The sequence below is a fragment of the Denitratisoma sp. DHT3 genome (assembly GCF_007833355.1).
Taxonomy (GTDB): Bacteria; Pseudomonadota; Gammaproteobacteria; order Burkholderiales; family Rhodocyclaceae; genus Denitratisoma.
Map to the genome: position 1 here is coordinate 514,946 of NZ_CP020914.1, position 22,621 is coordinate 537,566.

General features: G+C 67.4%; 17 protein-coding genes. 3 read left to right on the plus strand and 14 right to left on the minus strand.

All coding sequences use genetic code 11. The features are described 5' to 3' along the window. From B9N43_RS02310 to cofC, 14 genes are all read right to left on the minus strand, one after another. Positions 1 to 1,809, minus strand: coding sequence for a diguanylate cyclase domain-containing protein (locus B9N43_RS02310; RefSeq protein WP_186453945.1), 1,809 nt, complete (start codon positions 1,807 to 1,809; stop codon positions 1 to 3). A 96-nt stretch (positions 1,810 to 1,905) separates the two neighbouring features. Further along, complete coding sequence (prmB, locus tag B9N43_RS02315) at positions 1,906 to 2,808, minus strand: 50S ribosomal protein L3 N(5)-glutamine methyltransferase (RefSeq protein ID WP_145840727.1); 903 nt, start codon at positions 2,806 to 2,808, stop codon at positions 1,906 to 1,908. A gap of 68 nt (positions 2,809 to 2,876) precedes the next feature. Beyond that, the gene (gene dapE / locus B9N43_RS02320; RefSeq protein ID WP_145840728.1) at positions 2,877 to 4,004 is read right to left on the minus strand and encodes a succinyl-diaminopimelate desuccinylase; all 1,128 of its coding nucleotides are present in this window, start codon (positions 4,002 to 4,004) and stop codon (positions 2,877 to 2,879) included. Next, positions 3,997 to 5,166, minus strand: coding sequence for a PilT/PilU family type 4a pilus ATPase (locus B9N43_RS02325; protein WP_222428778.1), 1,170 nt, complete (start codon positions 5,164 to 5,166; stop codon positions 3,997 to 3,999). The genes dapE and B9N43_RS02325 overlap by 8 nt, the downstream gene beginning before the upstream one ends. 31 nt (positions 5,167 to 5,197) lie before the next feature. Beyond that, the gene (gene dapD, locus B9N43_RS02330) at positions 5,198 to 6,019 is read right to left on the minus strand and encodes a 2,3,4,5-tetrahydropyridine-2,6-dicarboxylate N-succinyltransferase (RefSeq protein ID WP_145840729.1); all 822 of its coding nucleotides are present in this window, start codon (positions 6,017 to 6,019) and stop codon (positions 5,198 to 5,200) included. 18 nt (positions 6,020 to 6,037) lie between these two features. Next, positions 6,038 to 7,243, minus strand: a complete 1,206-nt coding sequence (dapC, locus tag B9N43_RS02335; protein WP_145840730.1) for a succinyldiaminopimelate transaminase — start codon at positions 7,241 to 7,243, stop codon at positions 6,038 to 6,040. A 118-nt stretch (positions 7,244 to 7,361) separates the two neighbouring features. Next, positions 7,362 to 8,366, minus strand: a complete 1,005-nt coding sequence (locus B9N43_RS02340) for an AraC family transcriptional regulator (RefSeq protein ID WP_186453946.1) — start codon at positions 8,364 to 8,366, stop codon at positions 7,362 to 7,364. A 593-nt stretch (positions 8,367 to 8,959) separates the two neighbouring features. Beyond that, a complete protein-coding gene (locus B9N43_RS02345) occupies positions 8,960 to 10,570 on the minus strand; it encodes an NTP transferase domain-containing protein (protein ID WP_145840732.1) in 1,611 nt (536 codons plus the stop codon). A 24-nt stretch (positions 10,571 to 10,594) separates the two neighbouring features. Beyond that, a complete protein-coding gene (locus B9N43_RS02350; protein ID WP_145840733.1) occupies positions 10,595 to 11,758 on the minus strand; it encodes a vWA domain-containing protein in 1,164 nt (387 codons plus the stop codon). Between the two features lie 30 nt (positions 11,759 to 11,788). Next, entirely contained in the window at positions 11,789 to 12,733 is a 945-nt protein-coding gene (locus tag B9N43_RS02355; protein ID WP_145840734.1) for an AAA family ATPase, read from the minus strand. Positions 12,734 to 12,746: 13 nt separating this feature from the next. Beyond that, positions 12,747 to 15,878: a molybdopterin cofactor-binding domain-containing protein gene (locus B9N43_RS02360; protein ID WP_145840735.1), complete on the minus strand. Its 3,132-nt coding sequence runs from the start codon at positions 15,876 to 15,878 to the stop codon at positions 12,747 to 12,749. Next, positions 15,878 to 16,369, minus strand: coding sequence for a (2Fe-2S)-binding protein (locus tag B9N43_RS02365; protein WP_145840736.1), 492 nt, complete (start codon positions 16,367 to 16,369; stop codon positions 15,878 to 15,880). The genes B9N43_RS02360 and B9N43_RS02365 overlap by 1 nt, the downstream gene beginning before the upstream one ends. After that, positions 16,362 to 17,258: an FAD binding domain-containing protein gene (locus B9N43_RS02370; RefSeq protein WP_145840737.1), complete on the minus strand. Its 897-nt coding sequence runs from the start codon at positions 17,256 to 17,258 to the stop codon at positions 16,362 to 16,364. The genes B9N43_RS02365 and B9N43_RS02370 overlap by 8 nt, the downstream gene beginning before the upstream one ends. 252 nt (positions 17,259 to 17,510) lie before the next feature. Further along, positions 17,511 to 18,257: a 2-phospho-L-lactate guanylyltransferase gene (gene cofC / locus B9N43_RS02375; protein WP_186453947.1), complete on the minus strand. Its 747-nt coding sequence runs from the start codon at positions 18,255 to 18,257 to the stop codon at positions 17,511 to 17,513. A gap of 477 nt (positions 18,258 to 18,734) precedes the next feature. Here cofC and B9N43_RS02380 point away from each other — a divergent pair, with 477 nt between their 5' ends. The 3 genes from B9N43_RS02380 to B9N43_RS02390 all read left to right on the plus strand — a co-directional run bounded on the left by B9N43_RS02380 (position 18,735) and on the right by B9N43_RS02390 (position 22,583). Continuing rightward, the gene (locus B9N43_RS02380; RefSeq protein ID WP_145840739.1) at positions 18,735 to 19,286 is read left to right on the plus strand and encodes a CoxG family protein; all 552 of its coding nucleotides are present in this window, start codon (positions 18,735 to 18,737) and stop codon (positions 19,284 to 19,286) included. A gap of 76 nt (positions 19,287 to 19,362) precedes the next feature. After that, positions 19,363 to 21,969 (plus strand): molybdopterin-dependent oxidoreductase, encoded by a 2,607-nt coding sequence (locus B9N43_RS02385; protein ID WP_222428779.1) that lies wholly within the window; start codon positions 19,363 to 19,365, stop codon positions 21,967 to 21,969. Beyond that, a complete protein-coding gene (locus B9N43_RS02390; RefSeq protein ID WP_145840740.1) occupies positions 21,969 to 22,583 on the plus strand; it encodes a 4Fe-4S dicluster domain-containing protein in 615 nt (204 codons plus the stop codon). Before B9N43_RS02385 ends, B9N43_RS02390 begins: the two co-directional genes overlap by 1 nt. Positions 22,584 to 22,621 lie beyond the last annotated feature (38 nt).

Consider the following 22,621-nt stretch of genomic DNA (forward strand, 5'->3'; position numbering starts at 1 on the left):
CTATTCCCGGCGGTCGTCCGACGCGAAGCGGAAAGTGTTCTTGCCGTTCTTTTTCGCCGCGTACATGGCGCTGTCCGCCTGAGCGAGGATGGTCTCGGGCGACGTCGCCGGATCGACGAACAGGGCGATGCCGACGCTGGTCGAGCATTGGAACTGTCCGTTGCTCAAACAGTAGGGTTGGGACAGGCTGGCGATGATCTTCTCGGCCACCACCCGGGCCTGGACGGCCGCGTGCGCGCTGGATTCGTCCAGATCGTCGAGCAGGACGATGAACTCGTCGCCGCCCAGGCGGGCGACGGTGTCGGCTTCCCGCACGTGGGCGTTCAGCCGCTGCGCCACTTCGATCAGCAGTTCGTCGCCCAGGCGGTGCCCCTGGGTATCGTTCAGGGTCTTGAAATTGTCCAGATCGAGGAACAGCAGGGCGCCGTGCTTGGCAAAACGGGTGCGCTTGGCGATGGCGTGGCCCAATCGTTCCATCAGCAGGCGGCGGTTGGGCAGCGCGGTCAAGGGATCGTAGAAGGCCAGGCCGAGAATCTTCGCCTCGGCGGCCTTGCGTTCGGTGATGTCGGCGAAGCTGCCCACGTAGTGGCTGATCCGGCCCGCATCATCCTTGACCGTCGTGATGGTCAGCCATTTGGGATAGACGTGCCCGTCCTTGTGGCGGTCGAAGATCTCGCCCTGCCAATGTCCCTCGCGTGCCAGTGTCAGGTAGATCTGGTGGAAGAACTCGTCGTCGTGGCGGCCCGAATTCAGGATCGAGGGATTCCGGCCGACGACTTCGGCCGCCGAATAGCCGGTGATCTCGGTGAAGGCGCGATTGACGCGGATGATGGCGCGATCGGCGTTGGTGATCATGATGCCTTCCTGGGTTTCGAAAGCGGTGGCGGCGATGCGCAGTTGCTGCTCGTGCTTCTTTCTCTCGGCGTCCAGTTGCTGGAGCTGGCGCCGCGTTTCGGCCAGCCAGCCCATGATGCTGTCCTTGCGCCCGGGCGCCACCGGAATCTCCTGGCTGAAGTCGCCGCGGCCCAGCCGGGCAATGTGGCCATGCGCTTCATCGATGCCGCCGCCCAGCGTTCTGCGCATGAACCCATGGATGCTCCAGAGCGAGTACATCAGCGCCAGGCTCAGCGCGGCAAACAGGTAGCGGATGACGGCAGCCCGCCGGATGGCGCTCTCGACCGCGCTCTGGGTGCGGGCCTCCAGCATCCGCAGGAAATCGTCGATGGGCCGCATGATGTTGGCCTTCTGGCGCAGATATTCCTCGTCGAACAGCAGCGACCGTGCGCGGGCGACGGATGTCCGATCGCCGGGGCCGGCGGCTTGGACCAGGTTGATCGCCTCCTGTTCGCGCCGGATCAGGGCGTCCGAATGGGTCTTGGCCTCGGCCAGCTTGCCCAGTTCCGCGGCAGTGAATCCGGCTTTCTGCATCAACGCCAGCAGGCTGACGCGCTGATCGCTGTCTGGCCGGGGCGGCTTGCCGGTTGCGCTGTAGAGCTCCCAGTAGGGATGGTCATAACCCACGGGACGGGGCTGCCGGCCATCCCGGATGTCGATGATGCGCTGGTAGTAGCGGATATAGACCGGGTCGCCCGTATCCACGTAGCTGCGCACCATCCGTGTCAGATCATCCGACGATTGGCGCAGCTCGTCGGCCAGCTTCAACGATTGATGGCGCTGCGAGTTGGCGACATCGATGGCTTTTTCCGCGCGAACGTAGAGCGTGAAGACGACGACCAGCGCCAGGAGCAGGAGCACTGAAAGCAGGGCGCTGGAGAGATACCCCGGCAGTTCCAGCTTGAATTGTTTCACGCGCAGACACATGACAGCTCTCCGCTTTCCCCGGCCTAGGTCGTACGTCCGATTCTATCTTGCATCAACGGCGGGGCGTCGCGGTTTGGGGTGGACTCAGCGAAAATGCGCGATCAATTCTTCCCGGCTCATCAGGAAAATCTTGGATTCGCCGCTGGGGGCGTCGATCCAGGTGAAGGGCACTTCGGGAAAGGCGGCTTCGACCAGATCGGCGTTGTGCCCGACCTCCACCAGCAGCAGGCCGCCGGGCGTCAGGTGGTCCGCTCCCTGCGCGAGGATGCGGCGCACCACGTCCAGGCCGTCGCTGCCGGCCACCAGCGCCATGGATGGCTCATGGCGGTATTCGGCGGGGATGGTCTCCATCGCGCCGGTCGTGACATAGGGCGGGTTGGAGATGATCAGGTCGTAGCGGCAACCCGCCAGGCCGTCGAAGACGTCGGACCGCGCCAGGCGCACCTGGTCTTCGAGGCCGTAATCGGCGACGTTGCGGCGAGCCACGGCCAGCGCGTCCGGCGAGAGATCCACGGCGTCGATGGTGGCGCCGGGGAAGGCGTGGGCCATCAGGATCGCCAGGCAGCCCGAGCCGGTGCACAGGTCGAGCGCCGCGCCGATGCCGGCCGGATCGTCGAGCCAGGGCTGCAACCCTTCTGCCAGCAGCTCGGCGAAATAGGAGCGGGGCACGATGACCCGTTCATCGACGTAGAAGCGGAATTCGCCCAGCCAGGCTTCCCGCGTCAGGTAGGCCGCCGGCACCCGCTGGGCGATGCGCCGCTCCAGCAGATTGGCCAGGGCCTGGCGCTCGGGCCGGGTGAGCCGGGCGTCGAGGAAGGGCTCCAGTCGGTCCAGCGGCAGGTGCAGGCCGTGGAGGATCAGCCAGACCGCTTCGTCGTAGGCGTTGTCGCAGCCATGGCCGAAGAACAGGCCGGCCTCGCCGAAGCGGCTGACGGCCCAGCGCAGCCAGTCGCGGACGGTGATGAGTTGGTCTTCGAGTTTTTCCATTACCGTGAAATTGCAAGTTGAAACGGCGGATCGGACGTGTGGGCGCAGCGAGCCAGCCGCCGTGGGCGTCAGCAGAGCAGGCGCTTCAGCGTGTCTTCGTAAACGGCGGCAAGCGGCTCCAGGTCGGCTACCGCGACGCATTCGTCGATCTTGTGGATGGTGGCGTTCACCGGGCCGAACTCCACCACCTGGGGGCAGATGTCGGCGATGAAGCGGCCGTCGGAGGTGCCGCCGGTGGTGGACAGCTCCGGCAGGATGCCGGTGGCGTCCTCGATGGCGGCGGCCAGGGCGGCCACCAGGCTGCCCTTGGGGGTGAGGAAGGGACGGCCGCCGACGGTCCACTGGATGGCGTAGTCCAGCCCATGGCGGTCGAGAATGGCGGCGATGCGGGACTGGAGCCCCTCGACGGTGCTGGCGGTGGAGAAGCGGATGTTGAACAGCACTTCCAGGCTGCCGGGAACCACGTTGGTGGCGCCGGTGCCGGCGTGGATGTTGGAGATCTGGAAGCTGGTGGGCGGGAAGTACTCGTTGCCCTCGTCCCAGCGTTCCGCCGCCAGGGCGGCCAGGGCCGGCGCCGCCAGATGGATCGGGTTTTTCACCTTTTCCGGGTAGGCGACGTGGCCCTGCACGCCCTTGACGGTCAATTTCGCCGACAGGGAGCCGCGCCGGCCGTTCTTGATGGTGTCGCCCAGGCGATCGCCGCTGGTGGGTTCGCCGACGATGCAGTAGTCGAGGCGCTCGCCGCGCGCCTGGAGTGCTTCGACCACCCGCGCCGTGCCGTCGATGGCGTCGCCTTCCTCGTCGGAGGTGAGCAGCAGGGCGATGGCGCCCGAATGGCCGGGATGGGCGGCGACGAAGCGTTCGCACGCCACCACCATGGCGGCCAGGGATGATTTCATGTCGGCGGCGCCGCGGCCGTAGAGCAGGCCGGCGCGAATCTCGGGTTCGAACGGGGGGCTTTTCCAGGTGTCGAGCGGGCCGGTGGGCACCACGTCGGTATGGCCGGCGAAACAGACCAGGGGGGCGGCGGCGCCGCGCCGCGCCCACAGGTTGACGACGCCGCCGGCGTTGATGAATTCGAGCTTGAAGCCGAGCGCGGCGAGACGCTGGCCGATCAGTTCGAGGCAGCCGGCGTCGGTGGGCGTGACGGAGGGGCGCGAGATCAGTTCCCGCGCCAGTGACAAAACATCAGACATCACCGGCATCCATGGTCAGGGTGAATTCGGAGAAGGTGGCGCCGGACGCGGTCCGCTCGCCTTCGGCGGGCTCGTTCCTGGCCTCCTTGGGGCCATCGTCGATGGCGGCATTGTTGATCAGCCAGTGCAGGTTGTTGGCCGAGTCGGCATTCGCCAGCGCTTCTTCCAGGGTGATGACGCCGGTCTTGTAGAGGTGGAACAGGGCCTGCTCGAAGGTCTGCGAACCGGGAGAAAGGCTCTGCTCCATGGCTTCCTTCATGCCGTTGAGGTCACCCTTCTCGATCAGTTCGCCGATGTGGCGCGAGTTCAGCATCACTTCCACCGCCGGGATGCGGCCGCCGTCGGGTTTTTTCACCAGGCGCTGGGAGATCACGCACTTCAGCGTGACCGACAGGTCGGCCAGCAGGGCCGGGCGGTTCTCCAGGGGATAGAAGCTGATGATGCGCGACAGCGAGTGATAGGCGTTGTTGGCGTGGAGCGTGGCGAGGCACAGATGGCCGGACTGGGCGTAGGCGATGGCCTGGGACATGGTGTCCTTGTCGCGGATCTCGCCGATGAAGATGCAGTCCGGCGCCTGGCGCAGCGCATTCTTCAGCGCGACCTGGAAGGCCCGGGTGTCGGCGCCGACCTCGCGCTGGTTCACGATGGCCTTCTTGTTCTTGAAGATGAATTCGATCGGGTCTTCCAGCGTCAGGATGTGCCCGCTCATCCGCTCGTTGCGCTGGTCCAGCATCGCCGTCAGGGTGGTGGACTTGCCCGAGCCGGTGGCGCCCACCATCAGGATCAGGCCGCGCTTTTCCATGATCACGTCGGTCAGCGTCGACGGCAGGTTGAGGGTCTCGAAGCGGGGAATCTCCGCCGGGATGTAGCGCACCACGAACGCCGGCGTGCCTTTTTGCCGCAGCACCGAGAGGCGGAAGTTGCCGACGCCCTCCAGCGCGTAGCCGGTGTTCAGCTCCAGGGTCTCCTCGAACTCGCGCAACTGGGCTTCGCTGAGGATTTCCCGGAGCAGGCCGTGGATGGTGGCGGCATCCATCACCTGCTGGTTGACCGGCACGGCCACGCCGTTGATCTTGATGTTGATGGGAGCGCCGACGGATACGAAAATGTCCGAGGCCTTCCTTTCCGCCATCAGCGTGAACAGCCGATCCATCGTACCCATGCCGGTCTCCCTCGATACGCGAGCCTGACGCTCAGTCGCGCAGCAGTTCGTTGATGCTGGTCTTGGAACGGGTCTGCGCGTCCACCTTCTTGACGATGACGGCGCAATAGAGGCTGTAGCTGCCGTCCTTGGCCGGCAGGTTGCCGGAGACCACGACGGAGCCGGCGGGCACGCGGCCGTAGAGGATCTCGCCGGTGGTGCGGTCGAAGATCTTGGTGCTCTGGCCGATGTACACGCCCATCGAGATCACCGAGTTCTCCTCGACGATCACGCCTTCGACGACCTCGGAGCGGGCGCCGATGAAGCAGTTGTCCTCGATGATCGTCGGGTTGGCCTGGAGCGGCTCCAGCACGCCGCCGATGCCGACGCCGCCCGAGAGGTGCACGTTCTTGCCGATCTGGGCGCAGGAACCGACGGTGGCCCAGGTGTCCACCATGGTGCCTTCATCGACATAGGCGCCGATGTTGACGTAGGAGGGCATCAGCACCGCGCCCTTGCCGATGAAGCTGCCGCGCCGCGCCACGGCGGGGGGCACCACGCGGAAGCCGCCCTGCTGGAAGGTGTGGTTGTCGTATTGGGCGAACTTGGTGGGCACCTTGTCGAAATAGTTGATCGCACCGCCGCCCGGCATCATGACGTTGTCTTCGAGGCGGAAGGAGAGCAGCACGGCCTTCTTGATCCACTGGTGGGTGACCCAGGCGCCGTCGATCTTCTCGGCCACCCGCAGGGTGCCGGCGTCCAGTTCGGCGAGGATGTGGGCGACGGCGTCGCCGACCTTGGCGGGCGCGGTGCCGGGCTTCAATTCGGCGCGGGTCTCCCAGGCGTCTTCAATGATTTTTTGTAGTTCGTGCATGGTGTTTCCAGTCAGGGGTCAAAGTGTTTGGCAAAAAGCGGCGATGCGGCCGGCGGCTTCGAGGCACTCCTCGACGCCGGCCACCAGGGCGATACGGATGAAATCGGCGCCCGGGTTGACGCCGCCGGATTCGCGTGCCAGGAAGCTGCCGGGCAGGACCACGACATTGTACTGGCGCAGCAGTTCGCGCGCGAACTCGGTGTCGGACAGCGGCGCGTACCGGGCGACCGAGGCCCAGAGGTAGAAGCCGGCGTCGGGGCGGGCGGTCGCGAGGTGGCGGGCGATGAGGGGCGTCGTCCGCGCGAACTTTTCGGCGTACTGGCGGCGGTTGTCCACTACGTGGTCTTCGTCGTTCCAGGCGGCGATGCTCGCGTGCTGCACCGCCGGGCTCATGGCGCTGCCGTGGTAGGTGCGGTAGAGCAGGAACTTCCCGATCAGCGCGGCGTCGCCGGCGACGAAGCCCGAGCGCAGGCCCGGCACGTTGGAACGCTTGGACAGGCTGCTGAACATCACCAGGTTGCGATAGTCGTCCCGGCCCAGGCGCTGCGCCGCTTCCAGCCCACCCAGCGGCTTGTCGCCCTCGTCGAAATAGATCTCCGAATAGCATTCGTCCGAGGCGATGACGAAGCCGTGGCGGTCGGACAACTCGAACAGGTTTTTCCAGGCGTCGAGCCCCATCACCTTGCCGGTGGGATTGCCCGGGCTGCACACATAGAGCAGCTGCACACGGCGCCACTGTTCGTCGGACAGGGCGGTCAGGTCCAGTTCGAAGTTGTGTTCCGGCAGCGTGTCGAGGAACACCGGGGCGGCGCCGGCCAGCAGGGCCGCGCCTTCGTAGATCTGGTAGAACGGATTGGGGCAGGCCACCAGGGCGCCGGGGCGGCTGCCGTCGATCATCGTCTGGGCGAAGGAGAACAGCGCCTCGCGCGAGCCCAGCACCGGCAGCACCTGGGTGGCGAAGTCCGGTGCCGGAATGCCGTAGCGGCGGCCGATCCAGCCGGCGATCGCCTGGCGCAGCGCGTCGCTGCCGGCGGTGGTGGGATAGTTGGCCAGTCCCGCCAGGCCTTCGGTGACGGCACGCTTGATGAACTCCGGCGTCGGGTGCTGCGGCTCGCCGATCGACAGCTTGATTTCCCGCAGGCCGGCGGGCGGCGTGACGCCGGCGAAGAGTTGCCGCAGTTTTTCGAAGGGATAGGGTTGGAGCTGGGACAGATGGGGATTCACGGGGATGATCCAGATTTCGCGAACCCCGAATTATCCTCGAAAAGGCGCCGCGGGAAGTCGGGACGGGGCCATCGCGAACGATCGCAAACCGGTTCCTCGCCCCCTCGAGGGGCGGGTGTTACTGCTTGCGCAGCGTATCGGAGGGCAGTTCGCCGAACTTCTTCTTGTAGTGGGCGGCGAAATGGCTGAGATGCTGGAAGCCCCAGCGCATCGCGACGTCGGTGACGTTGGCGGTGGCCGGAACCGCGCCCAGCAGTTCCTCATGCACCCGGCGCAGCCGCTCGGCGCGGAGGTAGGCCATCGGACTGGTGTTGCGGAAATCCCGGAAGCCCGCGTAGAGGGCGCTGGTGCTGACGCCCGCATAGGCGGCCAGGCTGGCCACGGTCAGCGGCTCGTCGGCGTGGGCCTTGATGTATTCCTCGACCCGCTTGACGTGGCTCGGCACGATGGGACGCGCCGGCTGGGCCAGTTCCTCGCTGTAGTTGTTGAACTGGGAATGCAGCAGGGTGGCGGCGATCAGGTGTTCGAGGGGCGCCCGCACCAGCGGCGAATGCAGGTAGCGGGCATTGCCGTCGAACTCGGCGAGCAGGTAGGACACCAGCGCCGGCCAGCCGCTGCAGCCGTTCGCCATGTCGAGTTCCAGCCGGAACTGCAGCGGCTGGCGCAGCTCGTGGCCGATGTGCTGGGCGCAGGTGCGTTCCACCAGTTCGCGGTCGATCTGGACCATGATCTGGTCGCAGTTGGCGTCGATGGTCTGGTAGAAGGGCTGGGTCGGCGAGACGACCGCCGCCGCGCCCGGCCGGGCGCACATCCTCTCCTCGCCGCAGGTGACGTGGGCCGCGCCCAGCAGGGGCATCATCACCAGCACGAAGGTCTTCAACTGGCCGGCGTCGATTTTCACGGTGGGGCCGTAGCGCAGGCGGTTGAGGGAGGCGCCGCCCAGGGGCACGTGGCTCATCCGGGTGTCCACCCGGCTGTTGCTGCCGCCGATGATCGTCAGTTCATGGGGGCAGTAGATGTCGGCCACGCGCTCGCGCGCTTCCGATGCGTCGAAAGTCTGAAACAGCAGATGTCGGGAAAGCGGATCGCCCGCGGCGCGGGAACTGTGCTGTGCGATAAGCATGTCGGGTTGCCTTCTCATCTCCTTCTGGTTCTAAACCGACTCCAAATCCATCGAAGACATCCTCAACCGCGGCGGCCAGTCTAATGGTTTCGTCCAGCGGCCACAATACGTCCGTCTTTGTTGAAACTCGCACGGAGCGCGGCTTGCCGTTGGTTTCTTGAGTGCACCGCACAAGGCGCCGGCAGTCGATCGGGTTGCCTTCTTCATCGCAGCTTGCCGTGGATGCCGATCACTTGGATGTTCCGACTTTCGTCCGACGGCCGGTTCCGCCATGTCGTTGGCGTGTTGCCTTGCAGTAATCCGACATCGCTACCTGTCCCGGGCGCGCGGACGCGCCGCAGCCTCAAGCTCCGGTGCGACGATAGCGGTCGCGGCGAATCGTCGTCTTGCCTGTCACGGCACTCGGGGGTGATCCAATGCGCAGAGATTCCTTGGGGAAATGGGTTAACCACGGCGACACGGCGGGCACGGCGCAAACCCTCGGTTTTCGGGTTTTCTCACTTCACCCCTGACTGCACCCATTGGGTGATTCATCAAAACGATGGGAGCCTTTGATTTTTCGCCGTGCCCGCCGTGTCGCCGTGGTTCAAGTCTCAAACCAGTGCCGGCGCATCGGTGTCGGTGCGGGCCGCTTCGGCGGCGACGGCCACGGTCCGTACTTCCCGCGCGTACTGTTCGAGCAGGCCGCGGGCGCCGGTGGCGCCGCTGAGCGACAGCATCTCGGCGAAGTGGCGGCGCGGCCAGAGCACAGGGCGGCCGTGCCGGCCGCCCTGTTCCGGCACCAGCACCGCCGGATCGGCGGGGTCGAAGGCGGCGATCAGGCGGTCCACGTCGTCGGCGCTCGGCGCGGAGAGGGTGGCCGGCATCACGACGACGCCGTCCAGGTCGTTCGGCAGCGCGCGCAATCCGCAGCGCAGGGAGCCGGCCAGGCCCGACGCGTGGCCGGCGTTATGGACCAGGGAGACGGGACGGTCCACCAGCGCCGCCTCCACGTCCTCGGCGCCATGGCCGGTGACGACCATCACCTGGCAGGCGCGCGAGGCGCAGGCCGCATTGACCACCCGGCGCACCGCGGGCACGCCGTCGGTCTGCCGCAGCAGCCTGTTTTCCTCGCCCTGCCGCGCGGGGCCGCCCGCCGCCAGCACCAGCGCCGCGATCCGGGGCGGGCACGGCGGCGGGGTCGACTCGGCTTCGGCGGGCGGCTGCGGGGCAGGGGAGGTTTCCTCTTCGGCCGCGCTGTGCAGCAGGCCGCCGACGCCCAGCCCCATGATCTCGCGCGGGCCGATCGGCAGGCCGGCGCACAGGCGCCGCAGCAGGATGTCCAGCCCGTTGTGGCTGCTGGAGCGGGCGCAGCCGGGCAGGTTGAACACCGGCACCGCCCCGATGCGCGCGGTGAGCAGCATGTTGCCCGGTTCCACCGGCATGCCGAAATGCTCGATGGTGCCGCCGGCGGCACGGATGGCCGCGGGCACCACGTCGCCCCGGTCCTTGCTGACGGTGGCGCCCAGCACCAGCAGCAGATCGCAGCCCGCCGCCAGGGCCTGGCCGACGGCGCCGGCGACGCCGGCCACGCTGTGGGCGCAGCGCAGTTCCAGCGCCAGCGGGCTGCCCAGGGCGGCGAGCCGGGTCCGGGTGGCGGCCACGGCCAGATCCAGCATGCGTTCCGTGGTTCCGGAGGAGACGCTCATCACCAGGGCCGCGCGCCGCGGCGCCAGGGGGGCCAGCGCCAGAGGCGCTCCTGCGCCGGCTTCCCGGCGCCAGCGCTCCAGGATGCCGGCGGAGACGGCGAAGGGAATGATCTTCACCGTGGCGACGCGCTGGTCCTTGCCCACCAGGGCGTCGGGCGCCAGGGTGGCGAGGGTGACGTTCTCGCTGATCAGGTTGAGGCGGTCGATGCGTTCGCGGTCCAGGCGCAGCAGACCCGGCGTCCGGGCGTAGAGGTTGCAGCGACCGGTGTAGGGCGACCGCGCCGCGACGTGCTCGCTCTCCAGCAGCCCGGCGACGAAGCGGGCCGCGTTGTCCTCGTCGAATTCGCCGGCTTCGACGCGGGCGCCGGAGATGCCGGAGATTCCGGCGGCGACCAGGGCGGCCGCATCGGCCGCCGAGAGCACGCGCCCCTTGCGCAGGGTCAGGTGCGGCAGCTTGAGGGTGTGGGCGAGGCGGACGCCTTCGGCCTGGGTGCTGGGAAATTCCGCGAAAATCATGATGTCCTCCGGCGGCGTGGGGCCTCAGGCGCCGATCGCGCGCAGCGTCTTCGCGAGTTGCGACAGGCTCTGCAGGTTGTGGGCTGGCAGGAAATGGTCCAGGTAGGGGAGCGCGCCGCGCATGCCCTGGGTCAGGGGCTGGTAGCCCGGCGTGCCGAGCAGGGGGTTGAGCCAGAGCAGCGTCCGCGCCCGTTGCCGCAGGCGGGCCATCTGCTCGCGCATTTCGGCGGCGTCGCCGCGGTCCCAGCCGTCGCTGAGGAAGATCACCGCCGTCCGTCCGCCCAGCAGCCGCGCGGCATGCCGCTGATTGAACTCCCGCAGGCTGGCGCCGATGTGGGTGCCTCCGGCCCAGTCGTGCACCGTGGCGGCCACCTGGCGCAGGGACGCCGCGACGCCCTTGCTCTTCAGCAGCTCGGTGATCATCGTCAGGCGGGTGGAGAACACGCCGACCTCCAGATTCGGCAGCTCGCGCCGCAGGGCGTACATGAATTCGATCAGGAACGCGCTGTAGCGCTGCATGGAGCCGCTGACGTCGCAGAGCAGCACCAGCCGCGTCTTGCGGATGCGGCGCGTGAGGTAGGGCAGGGGGCAGACGCCCTCGGCGGTGTGGAAGGCGCGGCTGCGCAGCAGGCGCCGCAGATCCGGCGTCCGGCCGTGGCGGCATGCCGCGTGGCGGCGGCTGCGCCGGTTCGCCAGCGCCGCCGCCAGTTCGCGCACCAGGCGGCGGGCGCGTTCCACGTCGGCGTCGGTGAGGGTGCCCAGGTCGCGCAGGGCGAGAACCTCGTCCGGACTGTAGGAGAGCTTCAGCGCCTGGCGCTTCTCGTCGTCGCCCTCGCCGCCCTCGCCGGGCAGCATCAGGCGGGCGCCGGCGGCGCTCTCCTCGGGCGCGTCCTCCTCGCGGTCGCCGTCGCGGCGGCGGCGGATCGGAATCCGTTCGGGGGATTCCCAGTAGCGGGCGAACACCGCGTCGAAGCGGGGAATGTCCTCGCGCCGCGAAACCAGGGTGGCGCGCGCGGCGGCGTAGAAGTCCTCGCGCCGGGTGATCTCCACATGGCGGAAGCACTGGCAGAGGTCGAGCAGGTTCGCCGGGCTGACCGGCAGGTCGGCTTCGTGCAGGGCCCGGGAAAATCCCACCACGTGCTCCAGCACCGTGCGCGGGGCGGGGAGCGGAGCGACGGCGGGCGCCATGGCGGAACGGAGCCGAAGTCCGGGGCCGGGTCAGGGGCCGGGCGCGTAGGCCGCCGACGGATCGTGGCCGGGCATCAGCGCCATCTCCACCAGGCCTTCGAGGCCGAGCTGGCGCAGCTTGTCGATGTCGTCCCGGTACTTCAGGATGCAGCCGAGGGTGGCGTCGGCTGCGACCGGGTCCAGTTCGGCGATGCCCAGGGCGAGCAGCGCCCGGGCCCAGTCCAGGGTCTCGGCGACGCCGGGGCGCTTGTAGAAGTCCTGCTGGCGCAGCAGCTCCATGAAGCGGCAGACCTGGCCGGCCAGGCGCAGCTCCACCTCCGGCAGCCGCGCGCGCAGGATGCGCACTTCCTTGTCGAAGCTGGGATAGTCGATCCAGTGGTAGAGGCAGCGCCGCTTGAGGGCGTCGTGGATCTCGCGGGTGCGGTTGGAGGTGAGGATGACGAACGGGACGTGGCGGGCGCGCAGGGTGCCGATCTCGGGGATGGTGATCTGGAAATCGGAGAGCACCTCGAGCAGGAAGGCCTCGAACTCCTCGTCGGCGCGGTCGATCTCGTCGATCAGCAGCACCGGGGGACGCGGCCCCTCGCTCTGCAACGCCTTGAGCAGCGGGCGCTGGAGCAGGAACTCCTCGCTGAACAGGTTGCGCCCGATGCTTTCCCGCTCTATGCCGCGCGCCTCCTGCAGGCGCACCTCCAGCAACTGGCGGGTGTAGTTCCATTCGTAGAGGGCGGCGCTGCTGTCCAGCCCCTCGTAGCATTGCAGCCGGATCAGTTCGGCGCCATGGACGGCGGCCAGGACCTTGGCGATCTCGGTCTTGCCGACGCCGGGCTCGCCCTCGAGGAACAGGGGCTTGCCCAGCGAGGCCGCGAGAAAGACGGTGGTCGCCAGCAGGCGGTCCGCGATGTAGCCCTGGGCCGCGAACCGCCGCTGCACTTCATCGATGGAACCGAGCGCTCCTTCCCCGCCGTTCGTCACGGCATTCCCCGTTTCATGCCACACGCCGCTCCACCTGCACGAACGCGGCGCGGTCGGCGCGCTTCACCAGTTCGTAGAGGTCGTTGGGCGCGTTGAAGGAATTGCGCACGACCACGCCCTCGGCGAACAGCGCGTCCTGCACCGCCGCCGAGAGGGTGTGCAGCGGCGCGCCGCCGCCTTCCCCCATGCCCTTCGCGCCGTTGTAGCTGAACGGCGACGGGGTCTCGATATCGTCGTAGGCCAGGTCGGGCATGTTCATCACGGTGATTGGCGTGTAGTCGGTGAACGAGCCGGTGAGCAGGTTGCCCTCCTTGTCGTAGACGTAGCTCTCCATCAACGCGGCGCCGATGCCGTGGGCGGTGGCGCCATGGACCTGGCCGGCGACGATCTTCGGGTTGATCACGTTGCCGCAGTCGTCCACCGCCGCATAGGCCAGGATCTTCGGCACGTAGGTGCGGCGGTCCACCTCGACCACCGCGATATGCAGTTGCGAGGCGTAGGTCAGGGTCAGGTTGCCCATCTTCTTCTCGGTGTCGGGAATCTTGAAGGGCGGGCGATAGACGTGGCGGATGTTGAGGGTGACGTCGGCCAGCTCCGGCGGCTGGCTGGCGGTGTTGATGTTCACCATCGCCGACAGGCCCCAGTAGTTGATGCTGCGGTCGGTGCCCTTGACCCGCAGCTCCGGACCCTGCTGGCCGATGCCGAACTCCAGGTCGTCCTCGTTGGCTTCGAGGGCGAAGGCGGCCAGCTTCTTCATCTCCTTCTTCAGTTTCTGGCAGGCGCCATGGACCGCCGAGAGGCCGGTGACGGCGAACTGGCTGGCATACGAGCCGGAATGGCCGCCGTGGCTGTTGAAGATGGTGTCGAAGCCGGTGCGCACTTCCACCAGGTCGGGGCGGATGCCCAGTTCGTCGGCCACCACCTGGGCGGTCGTGGTCTCGTGGCCCTGGCCCGAGGGGGTCGAGCCGAGCATCACCACCACGGTGCCGTCGAGGTCCAGCTTGATCGTCGCCACCTCGGAGTTGCCGGAGAAGGGCAGGTAGGGATTGACGATGCGCGCCTGGCCGAAGTTGTTGGTGCCGGAATCCAGTGTGGTGCCGATGCCGATGCCGATCCAGCGTCCCTCGGCGCGGGCCTCGGCCTGCTTCCGCCGCCAGTCGTCCCAGCCGATCAGGGCCTTGGCCTTTTCCAGCAGCAGCGGGTAGTTGCCGGAGTCGTAGACGCAGCCGTTGGGCGTGGTGTAGGGAAACTCGCGGATGTAGTTGTTGAGCCGCATCTGGTCGGCCGGGATGCCCAGCTCGTGGGCGCAGATGTCGATCACGCGCTCCATGAACCAGAGCTGCTGGAGCCGCGAGTAGCCGCGGTTGGGCGCCGAGGGCCCCTTGTTGGTGACCACCTGGTTGAAGTCGATGCGGATGTTGCGCAGCTTGTAGCAGGCCGGCAGCACCTGCGACCAGATCACGCAGCCCAGCGGCTCGTAGCGCGGATAGGCGCCGCAGTCGTCGATGTGCTTGGAGCGCACGGCGGTGATCACGCCGTCCTTGTCCAGCGCCACCTCGGTGTCGAGGTAGACTCGCTCGCTGCCGTGGCCGCCGGCCTGCATGTGCTCGCTGCGCGTCTCCACCCACTTCACCGCGCGGCCGCCGCTCTTCTTCGAGGCCAGGGCGGCCAGCGCCATGTAGGGATAGTTGCCGATCTTGTTGCCGAAGCTGCCGCCCACGTCCTGAGTCTTGGCGCGCACCTGGTCGATGGACAGGCCCAGTGCCGGCGCGATCATCTGGATCACGATGGCGGGGAAGGAGTTGTTGCAGAAGAAGTCCACGCCGCCGGTCGGCGTCCAGGTGGCCACCACCGCGTTGGTCTCCAGAGGGGTGCTGGAGAAGCGATGGAAGTCCATCTGGCCGATCTTGACCACGTGGGCCGCCTCGACGAACGCCTTCTCCACCTCGCCGTACTCGTAGACGCCGTGCCAGTGGTGGTTGGTGCCCATGCCCGGATGCAGCACGGACTTGTCCTCCAGGGCCGTCTTCCAGTCGGTGACGACGGGCAGGGGCTCGTATTCCACGTCCACCAACTGGGCCGCGTCCATGGCGATGCGCGGGTTCTCCGCCACCACCGCCACCACCGGCTCGCCCTGGTAGATGGCCTTGTCGACGGCCATCGGGTAGTCCTTGATGTTCTGCGCATCGCCGGGGCCGATCTGCATGAAGGGCGTGCACACGGCGGCGATCTCCTTGCCGGTGAGGGTGCACACCACGCCCGGCAGGGCCTCGGCCCGGGAGGTGTCGATGCGGACCACGCGGGCGTGGCCGTAGGGGGAGCGCACCAGGCTCATGTGCAGCATGCCGCTTTGCTTGTAGTCGTCCACGAAGAGGCCCTTGCCCCGTACCAGGCGGCTGTCCTCCTTGCGCGAGAGCGATGCGTGCACCCACTTGTCGCCGCCGTGGCGCTCGACGATCTGGGCGAAATCCTTGTAGCGCGGCGGCGCCGCGAGGGAGGCGAGGCTGGGTGAGATGTCCGCGGTTTCCAGCGCCGGGCCGGTCCAGCCGGCGATCAGCGCCTCGGTGTCCACCGTCTCGGCGGCGGCCTCGGCCGGCATCGCCGTCTCTTCCTGCTTGCGCAGGCGGCGCATCAGGCCGGACATCCAGCCCGACTTCTGCTCGGCCTGGGCCGCCTTGCGGGCGGCGGCCTCCCGCTGATACTCGGGCGACATGGCCTGCTGCAGGCTGGTGATCACGGTGCCGATCTGCTGCTCGGCGTAGCCGCGCATGCCGCCGCCGGCGAGCGAGAGGATCTTGCCCACCAGTTGCACCTCGCCCTGCCAGTTGACGCGGGTGCCGCCGCCGGCGGGCTCCAGGGCGAAGGAGGTGGTCATGGTGTAGGCGCCGCCCATCACGCGGCCGCTGCCGACGTAGGTGGCGTGGCTGGGAGCCGATTTCTTCTGCAGCGCCAGCTGGGTGGTCGCGGTGCCGCGGATCTTGCCGATGCCCACCGACACCTTGACGATGGCGGTGTCGGCGTCCTTCATCTCCAGGCTGGAGAAGGTGGGCAGGAGGGGGGCGAATTTCTGCGGATCGGAAAGCAGTTCGAAGACCTCGGCGGGCCGGGGCGAGACCTCGAACTGGCCGGAGAACTTCATTTCCATCAGCGATGCTCCTTGTTGTCGTTGGCGACGGCTTCGACCGCCTTGATGATGTTCTGGTAGCCGGTGCAGCGGCAGACGTTGCCGGCGATGGCCTTCTTGATCGCCTTGCGGTCGGCGGTGGGGTTCTCCGCCAGCAGCGCGTGCGAGGACATCAGCATGCCCGGCGTACAGTAGCCGCATTGGAGGCCGTGGTGCTCGGAGAAGGATTTCTGCAGCGGATGCAGCTCGCCGTCCTTTTCCAGCCCTTCGACGGTCAGCACCTCGCTGCCGTCGGCCTGGACCGCGAGCATGGTGCATGACTTGACCGGCGCACCGTCCAACTCCACGGTGCAGGCGCCGCAGTAGCTGGTGTCGCAGCCGATGTGGGTGCCGGTGAGGCCCAGTTCCTCGCGGATGAATTCGACCAGCAGCATGCGCGGCTCCACCTGGCGGCGGTGCTTCTCTCCATTCACGGTGACTTCGATGGTTACCCGTGTGTCCTGATTACGCATAGACGTGACTCCCCTCGATATTGGTGTTGGCGCAGCGCCGCACGGCGACTTCGGCGGTCTGGAGCAGCAGCCCGCGCAGCAGCTTGCGCTTGTATTCGGTCGAGCCGCGCACGTCGGCGTTCGGTTCGGCGATGGCGATCGCAGCATCGGCGGCGCGTTCCCACAACGGGTTGCTCAGGGTCTTGCCGCGCAGTTCGGCTTCCGCCTCGCGGGCGCGGCGCGGCGTCGGTCCGGCGCCGCCCATCACGATGCGGACGTCGCGGCAGACGTTGCCGGCGTCGAGCGTCAACTGCACGCCCACGGAGCAGACCGGGAAGGCCGCCGCCGCCTTCTTGTAGGCGATGTAGGCGCCGCCGCTGCCGGCCGGGGGCGCCATGAAGCGGATCTCGGTGACCAGTTCGCCGGGCGTCAGCGCGGTGGTGTAGGCGTCGGTGATGAAGTCGCCGATGGGAATCGCGCGTTCGCCGTCGGGGCCGGCGCACAGCACCTGCGCATCCAGGGTGTTCAGCAGCGCCGGCCAGTCGCAGTTGGGATCGGCGGCGCTGACCGAGCCGCCGATGGTGCCGCGGCTGCGCACCTGGACGTCGGCGATGCCGCCGGCGCAGTCGCGGACGATGGGGACCCCGGCGGCGATCGCGGACTTGGCGACCCAGCCGTGGGGAGAGAGGGCGCCGATCCGGATCCAGCCATCCTCTTCGCGGGCGAAGCGCAGATCGGGCAGCCGACCGATATCCACCAGGTCCGTCGGTTCGTCCATGCGCAGCTTCAGGATCGGCAGCAGGGTCTGGCCGCCCGCCAGGGGCTTGGCGGTTTCGCCGAGGGCGGAGAGCATCAGGATGGCCTCCTTCAGGGAAGCCGGTCGGTGATATCGAAATGGCGCTGGATACATAGCGATTCCTCAGTATTTGTTGATGCCATCTTGCCATAGCGTCCCGCGCCTTCCCGCGCCGACGCTGAAGATCGGTGTTGCGACCGCTTCACGGCATGGGCTCACGATAGAGCGAAGATTCGATTCGGGCTTGCCCCCCAGAGCGCACCGGTTTGATTGTCAGCGCGCTGTCGCGGCCGGGGATTTTTCTGCTGCGCCGCAGCGACATTGCAGCACATCATGCTGACGATTTCCGTACAGAGGCGGCCGATGTCAGGCGCGGACTTCGAGCGTCGCGGCGAGCCAGGCGGCGGTGGCCCTGCCGGCGAGGTAGCCGCGGCGATAGGTGGCCATCAGCCGGTTCAGATCCTCGGCCTCGTCGATGTCACCCGCCAGGGCCGGATCGTGGCGCACCTCCAGGCCGATGCCCGCCTCCATCGCGGCGTGGTGGAAGCGCGGCAGGCTCCGGCTGCCGAACACCAGGGGCAGGGGCAGGGGGAGCGGCGCCAGCAGCAGGTTGGTGCCGCTGCCTTCCTTGTCGGCCGCCGCCCGCAGGCGGCGGGGCGAAGTCGCGGCGGCGATGAAGCGGTCGATCCCCGCCGCGGTGAGATGGGGCAGGTCGGCATGGACGATCAGCACCTGGCCGGCGCCCTGGGCCTGGGCCCACTCCGCCGCGCGGCTCAGATCCTCGTTGAGGCCGCGTGCGCCGCCGGTGTCGAAACAGCTCACGTCGTCGAGGCCGAGCAGCCCGGGCAGGCCCGGAATGTCGCTGACCATGACCACCCGCGCCACGCCGCCGGCCCGCGTCAGCGCGCGGGTCACGTCGCGGGCCATCGCCAGGGCCAGTCCGCGCCGGGCCTTGGCGTCGAGGACGCCGGCGAGCCGGGTCTTGCCCAGGGACAGATCCTTCAGTGGAACCAGAGCCCAGACCTCGGCCGCATTGCGGGGCGGGCGCTGGGGTTGGAGTGTTGCCCGCGAGGAGGGGCGGGCCCGACGAGCAGTTTCGGTATGAGCTTCCACGGTCCTGGTCTCCGGTCCGGCCGGCCCTGTTGCGAAAGTGCGTGGCCGGTGGAACGCAACCCTAATCCGATCGCTCGCGGAACTCTTGCCCGGCTGGGCAGGGCGCTTGACTCCCGGCGCAGTGTCGGGCGCCGCGCCGCGCGGCGTGTTCCGCCTCTGCGCTGAGGGTCATCGGCCGCTGCTTCGAGAGTCAAGACGGTCGTCGGTCCAGTTTGTATCGTGCCGTTGCAACAGGCTGTAAACCCGCTCTGGGCCTTGGTTTCATCCGCTAGCCGATGGTTGTGACGATTTGGTTGCGCTGCAATATCAGATGATTTTCAGAGCAGTTCAGGCGTTATTGATGGGTCGGGGGTCTTGGTTGTTGCGGTGCGAAATTCACCGCGGTAGTTGCCGGATAGTCGGCGTGGTTCGTGGATGGCGGGACGTGCCGGTTGAGCATAGTTTCCGGCAGTGCTTGGCTGACGAGGAGAAGAACGGATGTACATAGAACGCACTTTTGTCCTGGACGGGTCTTTGCCCGAGGTCTGGACTTTCCTGAACGACCCTCATGAGGTGGGCAAGTGCCTGCCCGGCTGCCACACGGTCGAAATCCTGGGCGTGGGCAAGTACAAGGGCTCGGTCGGGATCAAGGTCGGCCCGATCAAGGCCGGCTTCGACGTGCAGGTGGAAACCACCGAGGAGCGGCCGCCGGAATACGCCGTCTACGCCATGCGCGGCTCGGACAAGGAGGGCGGCAGCAAGATCAGCGCCGAATGCACCCTGGCCCTGCGCGATGTGGATGGCGCGCACACCGAGATCACCTATACCTCGAAGGTGAATATCGTCGGCAAGTTGGGAAAGTTCGCCAGCGGCGTGATGCAGAAGTTCGCCGACGGCATCAACGACCAGTTCATCGCCGCGATGACCAAGCGTGCCGGCGAACTCCACGGCGTCCCGGAGGCGGACGAGGCCGATAAAGGTGCCAAGGGCGTGCTCGGCAACCTGAAGTCCATGTTCAAGAAGCAGCCCGCAGAGGCTGCCGCCAAATAGTTCCGCGCGGCGCGGCGACGTTCGGCCCTGGTTTCAATCGCATCTCGGTTTGCGGTTCCGGAGGAGGAGCAACGAAGTGAGCAATCGACAGCCTGAGCAGAATTCCCTGAAGCCGGGGCGGTGGGTCAAATCGACCTGCAAGATGTGCCTGCACTCCTGCAATACGCGGGTGCACATCACCGACGAAGGGGTGATCAACAAGATCGAGGGCGAGCCCAGCAGCCCGAGCAACAACGGCCGGCTCTGCCCCAAGGGCAATGCGGCGATCCTGCGCCACTACGATCCGAACCGCTTCCAGACGCCGCTGCGCCGCACGAATCCGCAGAAGGGTCCGGGCGTCGATCCGAAATGGGAGCCGATCAGCTGGGACGAGGCCTACGACATCGTCGGCCGTGAACTGAAGCGGACCCGCGACGAGGACCCGCGCAAGCTGCTGCCCGCGATCAACAATTTCCAGAAGATCTTCCTCTGGGCCTGGCCGGCGGCGTTCGGCTCGGCGAACTTCTTCTCCTCGGTGGGCAACTTCTGCGGCGGCGGCTACCATCCGATGAACGGCTTCGTGCATTCGGCCTTCGCCGCGGCCAACGACGTCAATTACTGCAACTACTGGATCAACAACGGCGGCGGCGACGGCTTCTCGTCCCATCTGCACACCGCCGCCCAGGCCAACCACGTCGCCAAGGCGCGCATCGAGCGCAACATGCGGGTGGTCACCGTCGAGCCGCGGCTGTCCATCGGCGGCGCCAAGGCCAACGAGTGGGTGCCGATCCGCCCGGCCACCGACCGCCAGTTCGCCCTCGGCCTGTGCCACGTGCTGGTGTATGAGAACCTCTTCGACGCCAAGTTTCTCAAGAAGGACACCAACGCTCCGTATCTGGTCGGACCCGACGGCTATTTCGTGCGCGACCGCGCCGGCGAGATCTACGTCTGGGACGCCAAGGACGGCTGCGCCAAGCTGTGGAACGATCCCTCGCTCAAGGACTTCGCCCTGGAGGGCGTCTACGAGGTGAATGGCGTCGCCTGCCGCCCGGCCTTCCAGCGCTTCAAGGACATCCTCGCCGAATGCACGCCGGAGCAGATGTCGGCGGTCACCACGGTGCCGGCGGAGACGATTCGCCGCATCGCCCGCGAATTCGCCAAGGCGGCCCAGATCGGCTCCTTCATCGAGATCGGCGACCGCATCCTGCCGCTGCGCCCGGCCGCCTACAACTACTATCGCGGCGCCCAGGGCCACAAGTACAGCGCGATGGCCAACCAGGCGTTCAAGCTGGTGAATTTCCTGGTCGGCGCCATCGACACGCCGGGGGGGCACTGCGGCGCCACTCTCGACGACCAGATGGAGGACATCCGCGGCGGCTGCGGCGAGATCAAGCCGGGCGAGAGCGGCATGATGCACGCCAACCCGCACCAGTTGCACCCGGAAGTGCCGTTCTCCTTTCCGCCCAACGAAGTGCACCTGATGGGCTATTTCCCGATCGGCGTCGATCCCGGCCACCTCGCGCAGGAAACCCTGCTGCACCCGGAGAAGTACAACCTCGACTATCGCCCGGACACGATGCTGCTGTGCCATGCCAACCCGATGTGGAACATCAGCGGCAGCCGCAAGGAATGGCAGCGGATCATGCGCGAGATGCGCTTCATCGTCGCCATCGACATCCTGCCCAACGAAAGCAACGAGTGGGCGGACATCATCCTGCCGGCCCACGATCTGCTCGAAACCTGGAACATGACCATGATCGAGCCGCCCCACCACGAGGGCATGTGCCTGCGCCAGCCGGCCACGCCGCCGCTCTACGACACGCGCAGTGAGGAGGAGATCTTCTACGAGCTTTCCAAGCGCATCGGCATCCTGGAGGGCTGGAACACGATCCTCAACTACGTCACCGGCTTCGTGATGAAGCCGGAGTTGATGCTGGAAACCAACCGCACCTACACCGACCGCGAGATCGCCGAGCGCAAGGGCAAGCTCTGGAACGGCAAGGACCTGGACTGGTACGTCGAGCACGGCCACGCGGTGACGCCGCGCCGGCCGGAGAAGTGGTACCGGCCCTGGGAAGGCATGCGGCTGCACTTCTACATCGAGGACATCCTGCGGGCGCGCGACGACCTGCGGCAGAAGATGGAGGAGGCGCGGGTGCCGATCCGCAGCGAGTGGGCGTGGGGCGACTACCAGCCCTTGCCGGACGCCCGTCCCGACCCGGTGCTGATGGAACCGCCCGAGTACGACATGTACGCGATCACCTTCAAGGACATCCAGATCAATTTCGGCGAGAGCACCAGCAATCCCTGGATCAAGGACATCACCTACAACGACCCGGTGCATACCTCGGTGCTGATCAACGCCGCCGCCGCCGCCGCGAAGGGGCTGCAAAGCGGCGACGTGGTGCGCATCGAGTCGCCCTACGGCAGCATCGTCGCGCGGCTCGCCACGTCCCAGGGCGTTCATCCGGAAACGGTGTGCGTGTCCAACGCCCTGACCCGGATGGCGATCCAGCACAGCGGCGTGCGGGTGGGCGGCGGCAGCTTCAACGACCTGCTGCCCGCCAACCTGGAGAACACCGACGCCTGCAGCGGCCAGCCGGAGACGGTGGCGCGGGTCAGGCTGGTCAAGCTCACGGAACTGCCGCCCGAACTGGCGGCCGGCAACTCCGTGTATGGCGGACAGAACGGGAGGATGCACTGATGGCCAAGTGGGGCATGGTTTTCGACTTGCGGCGCTGCATCGGCTGCAATGCGTGTACGGTCGCCTGCAAGCAGGAGAACAGCCTGCCCGGCGGCGTGTTCTTCACCAAGACGCTGTCCGAGGAGATCGGCGAGTTTCCCAAGACGACGCGGATGTACATCCCGACGATCTGCAACCACTGCGAGGACGCGCCCTGCCAGCGGGTCTGCCCGACCGGCGCCACCTATACCCGGGCCGACGGCATCGTCCTGGTGGACAAGGAGAAGTGCATCGGCTGCGGTTCCTGCATCGTCGCCTGTCCCTACGACCAGCGCACCCGCCTGGAGCCGGAGATGCTGGAGGCCGGCCTGTTCGGCAACGGCCGGCTGACGCCGTTCGAGGAGCAGGGCTACTCGCGCTGGACGGCGGGCACGGCGGTCAAGTGCACCTTCTGCCACGAGCGCGTCGACGCCGGCCTGGAGCCGGCCTGCGTGGCGACCTGCCCGACCGAGGCGCGCATCTTCGGCGATCTGGACGATCCGGACAGCAAGGTGCGGCGCCTGATCCACGAACGCCATGGCCGCCAGCCGCTGCCGGAGAAGAACACGGACCCGAAGGTGTTCTACATCGATTGATTTCCCCCGTCGCGGCCCTGGGGTCGCGCAAGCGGTGG